Genomic DNA, 14,396 nt, shown 5'->3' with positions numbered 1-14,396 from the left:
TTTTTCCCTACCATTTCTCTCTACACGTTTCAATTAAACACAGTAAGTACTTCCTCGTCATATCTGCCCTTCTCCACCTTGAGAGCATTCGCTTTTCTTTTGGATTTTGCCGTATTCTCGCTACTTCTTTTAATAAAATCTTCCATTCTTCCCCTGAACGTTCTGACAAGTATTGCAATCCTCTATCTTTTGAAACGATTGTTTTATAATCCAATGTATATAAAATACGGCCCATCGTAACGACAGCTGATTCTACCCACTCTTCTATAAAAAATAAATACGGTTGCTTCGCCTTTCCACTCCAGTACTGTTCTACGTTGTATTTCATCGTATTGACTACATCATCCCACCTTATTTGAAACGGAAGATCTTCCGCTTCTTTCCCGGTAACTGTAATACCTTGATTTTTCAATGTCCACCATGTGACCGCATTAATATCCCAATGACCTACATTCGCTTTACCATCTGCACAATACACGTACTCATTCAGTTCATCATTGTATTTCCCTAAATCAGCAAACGGAATATACATACCATCCATTCTTTTCCCTAACGTACTACCACTAAGTTTCTTATGAAGTTCTACAAGCTGCTGTTTTTCAGCTTCATTCGCAGAATCACTTATTACCGTAACAAAATCAACATCGCTCGTTTCTACATGAAATGCACCGAGTGCGATGGATCCGTAAATGTATACCCCGACTATTTTTTCATATAAAAAAATTTCTTTTAATTCTATTGTGTACTGCTCCATTAACTGTCGTACTTCCGTTGGTAACGCATGCTTCACTCCATTTTTCACATCTATCCCTCCAATAAAAAAGAGCCTTTGCGAATTCGCAAAGGCTTCCTGCTTTATAAATATTTCTCGATTTCTTCGTAAACATCCTTCAAACGAGGATTTCCTTCTCCAACAATTTCTCCATTTACAAGAACGACCGGATAAAATAGATCTTCCTCCACTACGCGCTCTGCGAATGCTTTTTTATCTTCATCTTCTTGTTCTTCTTGAAAATCAATATACTCGAAATTAAATTTATTTTCTTGTCCTTCATATTTACGACCAATCGCCGCTTGTAACCACTCAAATGTTTCTGTTGAAGATGGCATTCCAACGCAGCTCGCACAAATTACTTTCGTCCCATACACTTGCACATTAACCATTTCTTCTCCCCCACTTCTTGTTTCAACAGTATATTCAGATGTCTTAGTACATAAGCACATCATTTTACAAACTTATTCCATACCCCTATACTGAAAAAACACGTTGTAAACATGATAAAAAATTTCGACATTAAAACAAGAACAGAAAAAATAGATTTTCCCCTCTATCTTGATTATAATAAAACTGATGAAAGGAGTCGATAAAAATGGAAAACCCACATATGCAAGAACAAGTACTAGAAGTATTAGATAAATTACGTCCATTCTTACTTCGCGATGGCGGAGACGTTGAATTAGTAGACATTGAAGAAGGTATCGTAAAATTACGCCTTATGGGTGCATGCGGCAGCTGCCCAAGTTCTACAATCACACTAAAAGCTGGTATCGAACGCGCATTACTTGAAGAAGTACCAGGCGTTATTGAAGTAGAACAAGTATTTTAATTAAAAGCAGAAGCGGCTCATTCAGAACAGGAGGTCATTGGAGCTCCTGACGAAGAGGCGCTTTTTGCCTCGCAGGAAGGTGCGAAATGGCCGACTGTTCTAGCCGCTGGAGCTGGATATTAATTAAAAGCAGAAGCGGCTCGTTCAGAATCGCTTCCTAGAAAGAGACCCAAATGGGTCTCTTTTTTTATTCAAATCACACTTTTCCTTTAACATCATAAAGCAAAATTGGAAATCCTTCTCAAAAAATGAGATAATTAATACTATAGAATCGTTCACACATATAAAGTAAAAACATAGGGGGACGACACATGCCAAAAATGGGGAACACTTTTTTAACAATTCAAGAACTAGAAAAGAAAAAAGAGTATTTATTAGACCTTTCATCCGTTATACCAACATGGAATGCAAGCTATCAATTTTTATTTAAAGAAATCCAGCAAGAATTATTGAGTAAAGTAAATGAAAAAATCGAACAACATCAATTCATTTTAAATATATGTGCAGATCAACAAGTAGGGGCATAATGTATTACATACAATTGTGGTATATAAAAAAGAGACCTCAATCGGTCTCTTTTTTATATTTTTAAGACAGCCAATCTAATTTTCTAATCCCGAGCTTATCAACTGGTAAACGAAGTGATCCATAAAAGTGCTTCATAAATTGCTCTGAGCGGTTCACATCGTGTAAAATGGCTTCTAAGCGATCTCTATATATGCTTTTTTGTTCTTCGTTTCCTGTTTGGTAATATCGTTCGACTGTTTCAAAATAGTGAAGTGGGAACAGGAGCCTTGCAAATAATAGGCGCCAACCAAATGAGGATAGCGAATAATTTCGTTCGTAATCTGTAACAAATTGAACAATTGTTTGCTCCCAGTCTTTCTTTTTTTCTATCATCATATAGCGGATTAATTCTGCCATATCTCGAGTTGGGTGATCATACACCCAATCAAAAGGAAGTTTGAGACGCTTCGTTTGATGCCATAATAAGGGTGTGAATCGTTCTTGGCAAATGGTTGCTGCATCAGTTAGTTGCGGTGTATCATCCATCTCTGTATCGACAACATATTGAATTGCATTTTCTGCAACTCCTAAGTAATACGGGAAGGATTCAATAAACAATTGATCGAATACGTCTGTAGGGTGGTTCATCACTTGTGATTGCCAAAATTTTTCTAATTGGTCGAGCCTTTTTTCCCATAACGCTTTCCATTCACCAATGCGGCTTAATTGTTCGATCTCTTCCGGAAAAAAAGCACCTCGTTTATGGAATATCGAAAGCTCACTTCCTAATGATGTAGCATGTCGTTCTAACGCACGCATACCTTTTAATAAGCAGTAATTTTGTTCTTCTATCTCACTTACATAGTAGCCGTGTATAGTCGGAACGAAAGTCGCTACAGTTATATCCCCTTGCTGGTTCATATAGTCACTGAGCTTTTTCATCTCTACAAGTACTTCTTCCTCCATTTCTCCAATTGGAACAAGTACATAAATTTTGTTGCGAATCCAAAAGCTTTTATAGGGGCCAAGGGGGATTAATTCTTTAACATGCATATGATAATGCTCATAAATATGATGAATCATCGCATTCGCCACCTATGGTTTTTCTTTATATATATGAGCTTGTGCTCGCCTTTCATTCCTATGCACGTGATAAAGCAACGAAACGTATACAAATACTAAAAAGAAAAAAAGGTGATAAACATGAAAGAATCAAATCAACTACAAGAAAGAGCATTACAACTATTACAAGAGCGCGGTGTAACAATTGACGATATTGCTGAGCTTGTTCATTTTCTTCAAAAAAAATATCATCCAAATTTAGAGATGTCAGAATGCCGTTATAACGTTGAGCGTGTATTATCAAAACGTGAAGTACAAAATGCATTGATTACAGGTATCGAACTCGATGTCCTTACTGAAAAAGGAATGTTAAGTCAGCCATTACAAGATATCGTAAAACGTGATGAAGGCTTATACGGAATTGATGAAGTGATTGCACTTTCTATCGTTAATGTGTACGGTTCTATCGGATTCACGAACTTTGGATATATCGATAAATTAAAACCTGGTATTTTAGAATACTTAAATGATAAATCAACTGGAAAGGTGCATACATTCCTTGATGATATCGTTGGCGGAATTGCTGCCGCTGCTTCAAGCCGTTTAGCACACAGAGCTGAGCATTCGGAATAATAAAATATGAAAGACCGTCAGTTTCATACTGACGGTCTTTCATATTCCATGAGCATAAATTTTCTTCCGCGACTCAAAAAAATAGGACCTTGCTGAAAACCTATGTTTTTATATAGCGTAATCGCTCTTGTATTAAACGTCGCTACACTAAGTCGAAACGTTTTCGGCCTAAATGCTTTAACAGCAAACGCTATGCCAGCTTGAAAAAATTCTTGCCCCATTCGCTTCCCTGTTAACGCTGGCTTCATGCCAAGTCCGATATCAATTACATCTTCTCCACCATATAAATGAGCATCTCTTCCCCCTGGCACTTGTGCATTTTCCCCAAAACAAAAATAGCCGATAAACTCCCCATTATCGTCACAACAGCCGTAATACGTCCCATCTAATAATTCTTCTATTACTTCTTCCTCTCCTGAAAAACTATACAAATTATAAGGTTCTTCGTACGTCCACGTATTTACCTCATTTGCTTCTTCTACCGTTAACTTATGTATATCCATCATTCTCTCCCCTAATCAAATGTTCTATATATACTCATTCATTTTTCGCGCCTCATTTCCCTCTAATTGGAATATGCATAATTACATACGCACACCTATAAAACAAATGGTACAATTTATTTGAATCGCTGTTGTTACACTTCTTGATTAGAGAAAAGGCGTTAACACGGAAATTAGCGTCTTATCAACCTCAAGCAATTGGCACATTTTGTCATCTTAAAAGACACTCGAACGAGTGTCTTTTTTTCTATATCTCACAAGGACTTACTCATTTCAAAGCATAAATACATAAAATAATTTAAATCATTACACGCATGAATCACTTTCTAAAAGTTATAAAGTAGATTCAAAATAAAAAAGCACTCTTAACTAGAGTGCTTTTTACTTTCAAATAAGGAGGCTACATATATGGATAGTACCCTCGTATTTAACTTCGGCATTGGTATTGTTATCATTTTATTCGTCTTCTTTGTTCTTTGTATGAGCGGGGTATAGAAAGACGATTTTAGCCGTCTTTTTATACATACATATGTATCATTTGACTTCTGCAAAGGAAGTAACCATAATAGTTACATAAATAAAAAAACTATTCACATATCCAAAAATAGGAGGAAGAACAATGAAACATGTAATCGTTTATGCACACCCAAATACAGAAAGCTTCAATCATGCGATTTTAGAAACAGTAAAAAGTGAATTAGAAGAAAAAGGTCATGAAGTACGCGTTCGCGATCTATACGAGTTAAACTTCAATCCAGTATTAGGCGCTTCCGATTTCATCTCATTTTCTCAAGGCAACACACCAGAAGATATTAAAGAAGAGCAAGAGCATATCTCTTGGGCGGATAGCATTACATTCATTTATCCAGTTTGGTGGGCGGGACTTCCTGCTATTTTAAAAGGATACGTTGACCGTGTATTTAGCCACGGCTTCGCTTATGCTTACGGTGAAAATGGTATCGAGAAGTTATTAAGCGGTAAAAAAGGCTTATTATTATCTACAATGGGAAATACGAAAGAAGCATACACAGCAGGCGGTATGTTTGACGCAATGAAGAAAACAGCAGATGTTGGTATTTTTGAATTTACAGGCATTGAAACAATTGAGCACACATTCTATACAAGTGTCCCTTCTGTGGATGATAGTGTGCGTAAACAATATCTTGAAGAGGTTAAAGATGTTGTAAATCGTGCATTCTAATAAAAAACTCCGGTTGTTAACCGGAGTTTTTTTATTTCATCATTAATTTCGGAATATATCTTTGAAGAACGCTTTCTAATTCATTCATATCTTCCTGTCTAATAAGTAAATTTACATTGTCATTCATTTTTTCTCGCCCGCGATATAAAAATATATTTTCTTTTGGATTTGCCCATGTTGATGTTTTATAGCCTTTTAATTCTTCGTATGAATAAAAGTTTAATCCGTCTACTACACCTTTTTCATATATTTGTACACTTTTAATAAGATGGATAGCTATTAAAGTCATAAAACAACTTGCTACAGCATGAATACCTAGCTGAATGAGAAACTGTTCAACAGTTTCAATATCGCCACTTATGTACTGAGCATATATATACATACATTGTCCAATGAAATATGCTGGTCCAAGTAATACAATCCAACGTCTTTTCACCCGAGGATACATTGCAATGCGTTTTCCTGCGCTTTTTTTCATTTCATTTATTTTATATATCTTCCATAGAACAAAAAACAAAACACATAATGTAAAAATAAACATAATACATGACATCCAGTACACTCTGACTCCTCCTTGTATCATTACATATAAATTTTACATTTTATATAACAACAGCGAATATGCAATTATGCATAAAAAAACAGGTAACCTTCTCCGGTTACCTGCATTTCATTACATTTTCTCAATCCACTCCGTCAAGTTATGCACAACTTGCGTTGGTTGTACTTCATATTCTGTTAACTTCTCCACAGTTGTTACTCCAGTGTGGACAAGAAGCGTATGCATACCGGCATTTATTCCTGCTAAAATATCTGTATCGTAGTTATCCCCAACCATTAAGGCTTCATTCTTTTCTATGCCAAGCACTTTTAAAGCTTGTTCCATAATGATTGATTCTGGTTTTCCGATAAAGATTGGATCCACACCTGTTGATACTGCTACAACTGATGTTAATGAACCGTTACCTGGTAATAAACCGCGCTCAGTCGGAATAGCAATGTCCCCATTTGTAGAAATAAACGTTGCGCCGTTACGCACAGCAAGACAAGCTTTTGCTAATTTTTCATATGTGATGTCACGATCTAAACCAACAACAACGAAATCAGGATTTTCATCCACAAGTTCAAATCCTTTTTCCACAAGCGCATCATGCAAGCCTTCTTCACCAATCATATATACAGTTGCGTCTTGTTTTCGTTCATAAATAAAGTTCGCTGTCGCCATACTCGTTGTGAATACTTGATCTGCTTTCGCTGGAATATCGAAACGAACAAGTTTTTCTGCCACTTGTTCTGGTTTACGCGTTGAGTTATTCGTAACGAATAAATAAGGAATGCCGCGCTCTCCTAATGCTTTTACGAAGTCGCTCGCTTCTTCAATTTGTTCTTCTCCGCGATACATCGTACCGTCTAAGTCAATTAAGTAACCTTTATACATCGATTATGTCTCTCCTTTTTATGCTAACGTTCTCACCTATCATACCACTCTTATATTACCCGCTTTTTCCAAAGAAAAAAACGCTTTACCTTAAAGCGCCCCATAACGTTCATTTTTTCTCTTTTACTTGGTAAGAACAACTACAATCGCCCTCACACATGTTTGCTAACGTCTTCACATCTGCTCCTGCAAATAAACGATTATACATCTCTTTTTCATCTTCGCATACTTGCGGGAATCTCTCTGCAATTTCCTTTAACGGACAGTTTTGTTTTTCAATTACGAAAGAGTTTTCTCCATCTCTCTTTATTTGAACCATATAACCATTTTTCTCTTGCATAGCCGCTATCTCTTGCACTTTATATGCTAAATTCTTTTGATTACTCACTCGCTTTTGCAACTGTTCTTCCATTCGCTTCGTTCTCTCTTTTAAAACGTAACGAAGTATTTTTTCATCACCCATTCGAGCTAAATCTTCTAGCATATCAATCGCAAATTGCTTATACTCCTTCGGGAATGTATCTTCTCCCTTTTCACTTAATCCATACAAATAAGTTGGTCTTCCGATATGTTGCCTTACCATCTTGGAATAAATGAAACCGTCTTTCTCAAGATTACTTAAATGTCTTCGGATCGCCATTTCTGTAATCTCTAAAACGTCAGCTAGTTCTGCTACCGTGTGCTCTCCCTTTACTTTCAACAATTGTACAATTTCATCTTTCGTCGTACGTGCTTCCCCCATGTTTCAACCTTCTCCCTTTTCTTTCTCACATACAATATAAGATCCCCAAAAAGGTACCTTGGGGATCTTATAAGCATAATTATTCTGGTACAAATGCAGATACAGGTCCTAATTCCTTCTCTAAATAACTGCGAATATTTGCTGGGTATTTCTCTACCACTGCAATATGTTTTTGAATCGTCTTATATAATTCATCATGATTCATTTGAATATAATCTTGCGTAAGCATTTTTCGAAGAAGGATAATTTCTTTCATCCCTTGTCCATCTTCTGCACTTATCACTCGCTCGTCCATTAAAATATCAATAATATCTTCATAGCTTCCTGGATCGCGCATAATAAATCCATCAATCATCGCATTCCCTACATCTAATACAGAATCAATAATTAGATGCGCTATGCGTTCTAATGCGTAAAATTCAAACTCGGTTTCATATATCTTTTTCTCTTGAAATGTACTTGTTGCTCGTTCTAAACATACTAGCATTTGTTCTATTTTCTTTCTGTCTACAAAATACATGAATGTCACCTACCTGGAAATTAAAGCATTTACATTTTAATTGTAACGCTTTCTTCTGAAAAAATCGACAATTTTTCGAATTCACCTTTTCTCCGTTATTTGTTATAGTTATATTTGTATGATTTTTGAAATTGGAGGAATGAAATCTTGGAACGTGAACTCGCACTAGAAATTGTCCGTGTAACAGAAGCAGCAGCATTAGCATCCGCACAGTGGATGGGCCGCGGAAAGAAGAACGAAGCAGATGATGCAGCAACTACAGCAATGCGTGATATGTTTGATTCAGTAAACATGGCAGGTACAGTTGTAATTGGTGAAGGAGAACTTGATGAAGCACCAATGTTATATATTGGTGAAGAACTAGGAACAGGTAACGGTCCAGAAGTAGACATCGCCGTTGACCCATTAGAAGGTACGAACATTGTTGCAAAAGGTCTTGCAAATGCAATGGCAGTTATCGCAATCGCAGATAAAGGAAACCTTCTTCATGCTCCTGATATGTACATGGAAAAAATCGCGGTTGGTCCAAAAGCAGCTGGTAAAATTAGCTTAGATGATCCAATTGAAAAAACAATTGAAATTGTAGCAGAAGCTAACAATAAAAAGATTCGCGATCTAACAGTTATCGTTCAAGAACGTGAACGTCATCAAGATATTATTGACCGTGTTCGTGCAAAAGGTGCACGCGTAAAATTATTTGGTGATGGTGATGTTGGTGCGTCAATCGCAACAGCACTACCTGGAACAGGTATTGACTTATTCGTAGGTATTGGCGGAGCTCCAGAAGGCGTTATTTCTGCAGCAGCATTAAAATGCCTTGAAGGTGAAATGCAAGCTCGCTTAGTTCCAATGAACGAAGAAGAAGAAGCTCGTTGTCGTGAAATGGGATTAGAAGATCCTCGTCAACTTCTTATGTTAGATGACTTAGTATCTGGGGATGATGCAATCTTCTCAGCAACTGGTGTATCTGCTGGTGAGTTATTAGACGGCGTGAAATTCCTTGGCGGAGATTTAGCTGAAACATATTCTATCGTTATGCGCTACAAAACAAGAACGGTACGATTCATTAAAACGCATCACCATTTAGATCATAAACCACACTTAAACTTAGATATTTAATAAAGGAGCCATGTGTATGGAAGAACGTTTCTTTCTGTACGACGATACAGTCGCTACAAGAACTCGTTTCGTTAGCTTTATGGGAGAAAATGAGCGTCATGATTTAGCGCTTTTATACTCCGATCGTCATTACGGTAAAACAATTGTCCTTGATATGCAGCGCAATAAATTTGCAATCATCGGTCCTGACGATTTAAACGAACCAGGCTACTTAGAGCATGCATTTTCTATGACTGAAGAAATTGCAGAAGAACTACGCTCATTTTTATTTGAACTTATATAATTTATCGTATGCACCAGCTATTTTAGCTGGTGTTTTTTCAATATAAATATTTTTAATTTTCAATCTCCCGTATTATAATTAAAAATAAATAGAAGGAACTCCAAAGTGTAGGTAGTTTCTTCGGTCTTTTTCCTGTTGTAGTTTTCCGTAAATAAGTAATTGATAGAAGAACATTTCAACATGTTGCTAAAAACTTATCAAATAACCGATGCCGGAAATCCAAAAACAAGGGGATAAAACGTATGTCACAGACCCTAACAGTGAAAGTGAAATTGATTCCAACAAAAGTACAAATTCGTTTATTGGAACAAAGTAGCCATGAATATATCAAAGTTATAAATACACTTGTATCAGAAATGGTTGAAGCAAAGAGAAGTACAAAGAAAAGCACAAAAGATATTAAAGCGAATATCCCAAGTGCGGTGAAGAATCAAGCGATTAAAGATGCGAAAAGTTTGTTTGCTACAAAAGTAAAGAAGAGCAATTATAAAACTATTCCGATTCTAAAGAAGCCTATTTGCGTATGGAACAATCAAAATTATTCCTTCGATTACAATCATATTTCTATCCCGTTAATGATAAATGGAAAGTCAACTCGTTTAAAGGTACGCGCTTTATTAGTCGATAAAAACAATCGCAATTTAAATTCGTTAAAACATAAGTTAGGCACACTTCGTATCACAAAGAAATCGAATAAGTGGATAGCCCAAATATCTGTCACACTTCCTACAAGTGAAAGAGTAGGAACGAAAATTTTAGGGATAGACCTAGGCCTCAAGGTCCCTGCGGTAGCAATCACAGATGATGATAAGGTTCGTTTCTTTGGGAATGGTAGACAAAACAAATATAAGAAGCGTCAGTTTCGTAGTGTTCGTAAGAAGTTAGGAAAAGACAAAAAATTGAATGCCATTCAGCGATTAGATAATAAAGAGCAAAGATGGATGCAGGACAAAGATCATAAAATAAGTCGTAAAATTATTAATTTTGCGGTTGATAATCATATTTCTGTCATTCGATTAGAAAAACTAACGAGTATAAGACAGACGGCAAGAACAAGCCGTAAAAACGAAAAAAACCTACACACTTGGTCATTCTATCGTTTATCACGATTTATTGCGTATAAAGCAATGTTAGCTGGTATTCAGATTGAATATGTGAATCCAGTTTATACAAGTCAAAGTTGTCCGCAATGTGCTGAAAAGAACAAAGCGCGAGATAGAAAATACAAGTGTCAATGTGGGTTTGAGACACATCGTGATATCGTTGGGGCGATGAACATTCGCTACGCAACTGTGATTGATGGTAACAGTCAATCAGCCTAAACACCTATATGGTCTGGTTTAGGAGGGGCAATGAGATGCCCTCATCTTGAAGACTGTTCAAAACAGAAATGGACTGCGAACGTTTAGTCATTCAAGAATCCCATCCTTCATTCTGCAAGGGTTCAGGCTTACGACTTTAATCCTGGGAATCTCAAAAAGGAGCGTAACGCATCTGTAGTATGATGATGTTTTCCGAACAACAAATGAAACCCAATACAATACTTTCTGAAGGCGATTCAATTTCAATATGTTTGTGAGCAAGTAAAAAAATCCTCTTACAATCGTAAGAGGATTTTTTTATTTCTTCACTTTTCGTAATACGAAGTGTGCACAACCGAAGTTACAGTACTCGTATAAATACTCTGATAACGTACTAATTTTCGTATCATATGTCGAACGTTGATTACTATCATCAAAGAAACCGCGCAATCTAAGTTGCTCATAACCCCAGTCTCCAACGATGTAATCATATTTATTTAAAATTTCTGCATAACGCTCTTTAAATGCTTCTTCACTAAAACCATCACGAAAGTTTTTAATTACTTCGTACTGAACATTATTAATGCTCACCGTAGCATGCATCTCTTGCTCTTGCTTTTGCTCCATCATTAACTTCCTCTCTAAGCATTCTTCTTTTTATCGTATCACAAAGCATACCAACCAACAATTTCAAATACAAAAAATTGAAAATTAGTGCATGCTATGGAGAAGGAGGTGATACATCGTGAAAAAACAAATTATGCTCTCTCTCCTCACTCTTTCCTTATTTGCAGGCTGCCAGCCAGCAAATAAAGCCGAAATGGAACGTGAAGAAGGAAGCCGTGTTCTTGTTTCCAACAAAAACGACATGTATCATACGGAAAATACAAATACACGATTAACGAGAGTCGGTTATTCATCTAAACAAAAGGATGAAGTGTCTAACAAACAAGTAGGGGCCATTAACCGTGAGAAAGTCGCTGAAATGATTACAAGCATGACAGTCAAACTTCCTGACGTTACAAACGCTGCTACGCTCGTTACCGATGATGAAGTATTTGTTGTATACCGTGCAAACACAACAAATCCAAAACTCGTAACGGATCAAGTATATAGAGCTGCTTTGTCCATCGTCCCTCGCTATTATAAAGCATATGTCTCAACAGACCAAAAGTTGATTTCTCAAATTCAAGGGCTACAATCTGGTGCTTTAAATGATACAGAATATACGCAAAGCCTTGATATGTTAAAGCGTGAAATGAGTAAAAATCCTCATTTGAACAATACGGGAGATCAGTCTTTAAATCATATGATAAAAAAATAAAGAAGGTGGAGAAAACCTCCACCTTCTTTATTTTTAACTATTTCTTACGATCCGCATAAACCTCCATCGCATCACACATAAACTGCGCTAATCCTTCGCCAAACTTATCGATATTTTTCATGAAGCGCTCATCAGCGACGTACATTTGACCGAGCCCTTTAAAAGCATCTAGTGAATATTCACCGAAGTTTTGCAAGTAATCGTACCATACTCCAATTGCTTCCTGTGCCTCTTTAGAATCTGGTGCACCGTGTCTAAGCGCTGCTAAATTTCTATAAATCGTATTGAACTCTTCTTGATTGTCTTTTGACATACCTTTCGCATATTCATTCGCTTTGTCTACAGCTGCGTCTCCCCATCGTTCACGCGCTTCTTCTTCGTACGGATTATGGCTGAAATCGAAGCCTTCAAATTTCTCTTTGTTCGTCATTTCAATCTCTCCTTTTGTATGCTGAATGGTTTTATCAATCGTCGCAATCACCTTATCTAACCTAGCACGCTTTTCAAGAAGCATTTTCTTATGAAGCTGTAATGCTTCTTCCCGGTCAAATGATGGACTCATGATAATTTCTTTAATTTTCTTCAAAGGGAAGCCTAGCTCTTTAAAAAATAAAATTTGCTGCAATGTCTCTAAATTTTCATTGGAATACAGACGATATCCAGACTCTGTCGTCTCGTCTGGGGTTAACAACCCAATTTCATCATAATGATGCAGTGTGCGCACACTAATTCCAACTAAATTAGCTACTTCTTTTACCCTCATTGTCATGTGTATCTCCCCCTTAATACATACGATAAAGTATGACGCAACGTTAGAGTCAATAAGTAAATTCATTTTTTGTTAAAAGTTTCATCTCCACTATATTTCATGCATAATAGATATGTACATATATTAGAAAGCGGTGAAAGTATGATTTCAAGTACGGTAATTGCCAGTATCACAATTCAACTTGTGCTTTCGATTCTGGTACCTATTATTGCGTTTGTTTATTTTCGTAAAAAATACCATATTAATTGGAAAGTAGTGGGCGTTGGTGCTCTTATTTTTATTGGGTTTACTCAAATTCTTGAGACACCATTCCACCTATTTATGCGCGGAAATCCGGCAATCGCTCCAATTTTAGAAAATCCATTTGTCTTTGCACTTTATGGCGGACTAACCGCTGGTATTTTTGAAGAATTAGGACGTTTCGTTGCCTTCTTCTTCCTACTAAAAAAATATCAAGAATATAAAGATGGTTTTGCTTACGGAATAGGTCACGGCGGGATTGAATCCATTTTAGTTGGTGGATTCTCTGCATTGCAGACACTTATATTCGCAAATGCTATTAACAACGGTAGCTTCGCACAAATGGCAGAAAAACTACCACAATTAAATGTTGTAAAGGATATGTTAATAGAGCAGCCTGCTTATTTATACTTCCTTGGCAGCTTGGAAAGAATTATGGCTCTTGTGTTGCAAATTGCCTTTACGATGCTTGTCTTATACGCAGTAAAACAGAAGAAATATATCTTCCTTGTTTACGCTATATTATTCCATGCATTTGTAGACTTTTTCGCCGCACTTTACCAAACAAAAACAATCAACATCTTTGTTGCAGAAGGAATTACCCTTCTCTTCACAATTGGTGCTGTCATTCTTATTCGTAAAATGAAAGAGAAATTAATGAGTGTACCGGAGTAAAAATAACCCACCTATTGGTGGGTTATTTTTTATATAGATTATCCTAATGACGATAGCTTTTTCCCTCTTGCAACTCCCTCTTCGTTTCTGCATCTATAACAATATACTTATGAAGCTCTTCTACTTCATTTTGAGAAAAGGAAGCGAAAAAATAAACTTGGCGATCAGGATGAATAAAAGAATCTTGAAACACCACACTACTCCGACAACCCGCAGCTGTTTTTTTAGGAAAGAAAATTCTTCATCAGGCACTTCTTTAAATGAGATTTTTTTTCGAACGCTATATGCTGCATTTTTATATTCTTTATACACCTTTTCATCTAACTGTTCATAAAACATATCTTCACTCACAAACGATTTATTTCGGTTGCTTGGATAATTAAATTTTGTATTCGATTCTGCATATGTTGTGGACAAGTACAGAAAAAAACAAAGACTGAATATAATACATATCATTTTTTTCATAAGTGCA

Annotated in this window: 19 protein-coding genes and 1 pseudogene; 9 read left to right on the top strand and 11 right to left on the bottom strand. The window is 36.4% G+C overall.

From position 1 onward, the window contains the following. Positions 1-7: 7 nt before the first annotated feature. Positions 8-802, bottom strand: coding sequence for a nucleotidyltransferase domain-containing protein (locus ACUXEY_RS21050; protein WP_461301536.1), 795 nt, complete (start codon positions 800-802; stop codon positions 8-10). Positions 803-855: 53 nt separating this feature from the next. Further along, positions 856-1,164, bottom strand: a complete 309-nt coding sequence (locus ACUXEY_RS21045; RefSeq protein WP_000248590.1) for a YuzD family protein — start codon at positions 1,162-1,164, stop codon at positions 856-858. A 206-nt stretch (positions 1,165-1,370) separates the two neighbouring features. On the opposite strand from ACUXEY_RS21045, the gene ACUXEY_RS21040 reads away from it, so the two are divergent. Both ACUXEY_RS21040 and ACUXEY_RS21035 read left to right on the top strand, forming a co-directional pair. Then, positions 1,371-1,607: a NifU family protein gene (locus tag ACUXEY_RS21040; RefSeq protein ID WP_000431159.1), complete on the top strand. Its 237-nt coding sequence runs from the start codon at positions 1,371-1,373 to the stop codon at positions 1,605-1,607. Between the two features lie 311 nt (positions 1,608-1,918). Beyond that, a complete protein-coding gene (locus tag ACUXEY_RS21035) occupies positions 1,919-2,134 on the top strand; it encodes a hypothetical protein (protein ID WP_001125488.1) in 216 nt (71 codons plus the stop codon). 61 nt (positions 2,135-2,195) lie between these two features. Here ACUXEY_RS21035 and yutH read toward each other — a convergent pair whose 3' ends face one another. Further along, positions 2,196-3,197: a spore coat putative kinase YutH gene (gene yutH / locus ACUXEY_RS21030; protein WP_048528362.1), complete on the bottom strand. Its 1,002-nt coding sequence runs from the start codon at positions 3,195-3,197 to the stop codon at positions 2,196-2,198. Between the two features lie 120 nt (positions 3,198-3,317). Between yutH and ACUXEY_RS21025 the strand changes: the two genes are divergently transcribed. Beyond that, complete coding sequence (locus ACUXEY_RS21025) at positions 3,318-3,809, top strand: phosphatidylglycerophosphatase A family protein (protein ID WP_166704720.1); 492 nt, start codon at positions 3,318-3,320, stop codon at positions 3,807-3,809. A 23-nt stretch (positions 3,810-3,832) separates the two neighbouring features. Here the strand turns inward: ACUXEY_RS21025 and ACUXEY_RS21020 are convergent, their stop codons facing one another. Next, a complete protein-coding gene (locus ACUXEY_RS21020; RefSeq protein WP_461301535.1) occupies positions 3,833-4,312 on the bottom strand; it encodes a GNAT family N-acetyltransferase in 480 nt (159 codons plus the stop codon). A gap of 619 nt (positions 4,313-4,931) precedes the next feature. On the opposite strand from ACUXEY_RS21020, the gene ACUXEY_RS21015 reads away from it, so the two are divergent. Beyond that, the gene (locus ACUXEY_RS21015; protein WP_048553513.1) at positions 4,932-5,513 is read left to right on the top strand and encodes an NAD(P)H-dependent oxidoreductase; all 582 of its coding nucleotides are present in this window, start codon (positions 4,932-4,934) and stop codon (positions 5,511-5,513) included. Positions 5,514-5,544: 31 nt separating this feature from the next. Here the strand turns inward: ACUXEY_RS21015 and ACUXEY_RS21010 are convergent, their stop codons facing one another. From ACUXEY_RS21010 to ACUXEY_RS20995, 4 genes are all read right to left on the bottom strand, one after another. Beyond that, positions 5,545-6,075, bottom strand: a complete 531-nt coding sequence (locus ACUXEY_RS21010; protein ID WP_128975259.1) for an iron ABC transporter substrate-binding protein — start codon at positions 6,073-6,075, stop codon at positions 5,545-5,547. A gap of 111 nt (positions 6,076-6,186) precedes the next feature. Further along, positions 6,187-6,951: a TIGR01457 family HAD-type hydrolase gene (locus ACUXEY_RS21005; protein WP_461301534.1), complete on the bottom strand. Its 765-nt coding sequence runs from the start codon at positions 6,949-6,951 to the stop codon at positions 6,187-6,189. A gap of 109 nt (positions 6,952-7,060) precedes the next feature. Further along, positions 7,061-7,693 (bottom strand): helix-turn-helix transcriptional regulator, encoded by a 633-nt coding sequence (locus ACUXEY_RS21000; RefSeq protein WP_461301533.1) that lies wholly within the window; start codon positions 7,691-7,693, stop codon positions 7,061-7,063. A 79-nt stretch (positions 7,694-7,772) separates the two neighbouring features. Further along, positions 7,773-8,213, bottom strand: coding sequence for a DUF86 domain-containing protein (locus ACUXEY_RS20995; protein WP_000274007.1), 441 nt, complete (start codon positions 8,211-8,213; stop codon positions 7,773-7,775). A 147-nt stretch (positions 8,214-8,360) separates the two neighbouring features. On the opposite strand from ACUXEY_RS20995, the gene glpX reads away from it, so the two are divergent. The 3 genes from glpX (at position 8,361) to ACUXEY_RS20980 (ending at position 10,937) form a co-directional block, all read left to right on the top strand. After that, positions 8,361-9,332, top strand: coding sequence for a class II fructose-bisphosphatase (glpX, locus tag ACUXEY_RS20990; protein WP_000439090.1), 972 nt, complete (start codon positions 8,361-8,363; stop codon positions 9,330-9,332). Positions 9,333-9,348: 16 nt separating this feature from the next. After that, a complete protein-coding gene (locus ACUXEY_RS20985) occupies positions 9,349-9,615 on the top strand; it encodes a DUF3055 domain-containing protein (protein WP_000392615.1) in 267 nt (88 codons plus the stop codon). Positions 9,616-9,857: 242 nt separating this feature from the next. Beyond that, the gene (locus ACUXEY_RS20980; protein ID WP_461301532.1) at positions 9,858-10,937 is read left to right on the top strand and encodes an RNA-guided endonuclease InsQ/TnpB family protein; all 1,080 of its coding nucleotides are present in this window, start codon (positions 9,858-9,860) and stop codon (positions 10,935-10,937) included. 297 nt (positions 10,938-11,234) lie between these two features. On the opposite strand, the gene ACUXEY_RS20975 is transcribed toward ACUXEY_RS20980, so the two are convergent. Further along, positions 11,235-11,546: a YutD family protein gene (locus ACUXEY_RS20975; RefSeq protein WP_002003766.1), complete on the bottom strand. Its 312-nt coding sequence runs from the start codon at positions 11,544-11,546 to the stop codon at positions 11,235-11,237. A gap of 115 nt (positions 11,547-11,661) precedes the next feature. Here ACUXEY_RS20975 and ACUXEY_RS20970 point away from each other — a divergent pair, with 115 nt between their 5' ends. Next, on the top strand, positions 11,662-12,240 hold the full coding sequence (locus ACUXEY_RS20970; protein WP_461301531.1) for a YhcN/YlaJ family sporulation lipoprotein: 579 nt from the start codon (positions 11,662-11,664) through the stop codon (positions 12,238-12,240). A 37-nt stretch (positions 12,241-12,277) separates the two neighbouring features. On the opposite strand, the gene ACUXEY_RS20965 is transcribed toward ACUXEY_RS20970, so the two are convergent. Next, positions 12,278-13,009, bottom strand: a complete 732-nt coding sequence (locus ACUXEY_RS20965) for a MerR family transcriptional regulator (RefSeq protein WP_461301530.1) — start codon at positions 13,007-13,009, stop codon at positions 12,278-12,280. A 99-nt stretch (positions 13,010-13,108) separates the two neighbouring features. Here ACUXEY_RS20965 and ACUXEY_RS20960 point away from each other — a divergent pair, with 99 nt between their 5' ends. Then, a complete protein-coding gene (locus ACUXEY_RS20960; protein ID WP_461301549.1) occupies positions 13,109-13,924 on the top strand; it encodes a YhfC family intramembrane metalloprotease in 816 nt (271 codons plus the stop codon). 43 nt (positions 13,925-13,967) lie between these two features. Here the strand turns inward: ACUXEY_RS20960 and ACUXEY_RS20955 are convergent. Continuing rightward, positions 13,968-14,389: pseudogene (locus ACUXEY_RS20955) on the bottom strand (hypothetical protein). Between the last annotated feature and the right edge of the window lie 7 nt (positions 14,390-14,396).

Source organism: Bacillus sp. F9_6S_D1_P_5, assembly GCF_054823925.1.
Note: the sequence above shows the minus strand (reverse complement) of the source record. Positions and strands in the feature narration are given on the sequence as shown.

What these genes read in the sequence shown, in the direction of transcription:
- ACUXEY_RS20975 (WP_002003766.1), bottom strand. Translation starts at nt 11,546, where the DNA reads ATGATGGAGCAAAAGCAAGAGCAAGAGATGCATGCTACGGTGAGCATT.
- ACUXEY_RS20980 (WP_461301532.1), top strand. Translation starts at nt 9,858, where the DNA reads ATGTCACAGACCCTAACAGTGAAAGTGAAATTGATTCCAACAAAAGTA.
- ACUXEY_RS20995 (WP_000274007.1), bottom strand. Translation starts at nt 8,213, where the DNA reads ATGTATTTTGTAGACAGAAAGAAAATAGAACAAATGCTAGTATGTTTA.
- ACUXEY_RS20960 (WP_461301549.1), top strand. Translation starts at nt 13,109, where the DNA reads ATGCATAATAGATATGTACATATATTAGAAAGCGGTGAAAGTATGATT.
- ACUXEY_RS21005 (WP_461301534.1), bottom strand. Translation starts at nt 6,951, where the DNA reads ATGTATAAAGGTTACTTAATTGACTTAGACGGTACGATGTATCGCGGA.
- ACUXEY_RS21025 (WP_166704720.1), top strand. Translation starts at nt 3,318, where the DNA reads ATGAAAGAATCAAATCAACTACAAGAAAGAGCATTACAACTATTACAA.
- ACUXEY_RS21035 (WP_001125488.1), top strand. Translation starts at nt 1,919, where the DNA reads ATGCCAAAAATGGGGAACACTTTTTTAACAATTCAAGAACTAGAAAAG.
- yutH (WP_048528362.1), bottom strand. Translation starts at nt 3,197, where the DNA reads ATGATTCATCATATTTATGAGCATTATCATATGCATGTTAAAGAATTA.
- ACUXEY_RS20965 (WP_461301530.1), bottom strand. Translation starts at nt 13,009, where the DNA reads ATGACAATGAGGGTAAAAGAAGTAGCTAATTTAGTTGGAATTAGTGTG.
- ACUXEY_RS21045 (WP_000248590.1), bottom strand. Translation starts at nt 1,164, where the DNA reads ATGGTTAATGTGCAAGTGTATGGGACGAAAGTAATTTGTGCGAGCTGC.
- ACUXEY_RS21020 (WP_461301535.1), bottom strand. Translation starts at nt 4,312, where the DNA reads ATGGATATACATAAGTTAACGGTAGAAGAAGCAAATGAGGTAAATACG.
- ACUXEY_RS21000 (WP_461301533.1), bottom strand. Translation starts at nt 7,693, where the DNA reads ATGGGGGAAGCACGTACGACGAAAGATGAAATTGTACAATTGTTGAAA.
- ACUXEY_RS21015 (WP_048553513.1), top strand. Translation starts at nt 4,932, where the DNA reads ATGAAACATGTAATCGTTTATGCACACCCAAATACAGAAAGCTTCAAT.
- ACUXEY_RS21040 (WP_000431159.1), top strand. Translation starts at nt 1,371, where the DNA reads ATGGAAAACCCACATATGCAAGAACAAGTACTAGAAGTATTAGATAAA.
- ACUXEY_RS20985 (WP_000392615.1), top strand. Translation starts at nt 9,349, where the DNA reads ATGGAAGAACGTTTCTTTCTGTACGACGATACAGTCGCTACAAGAACT.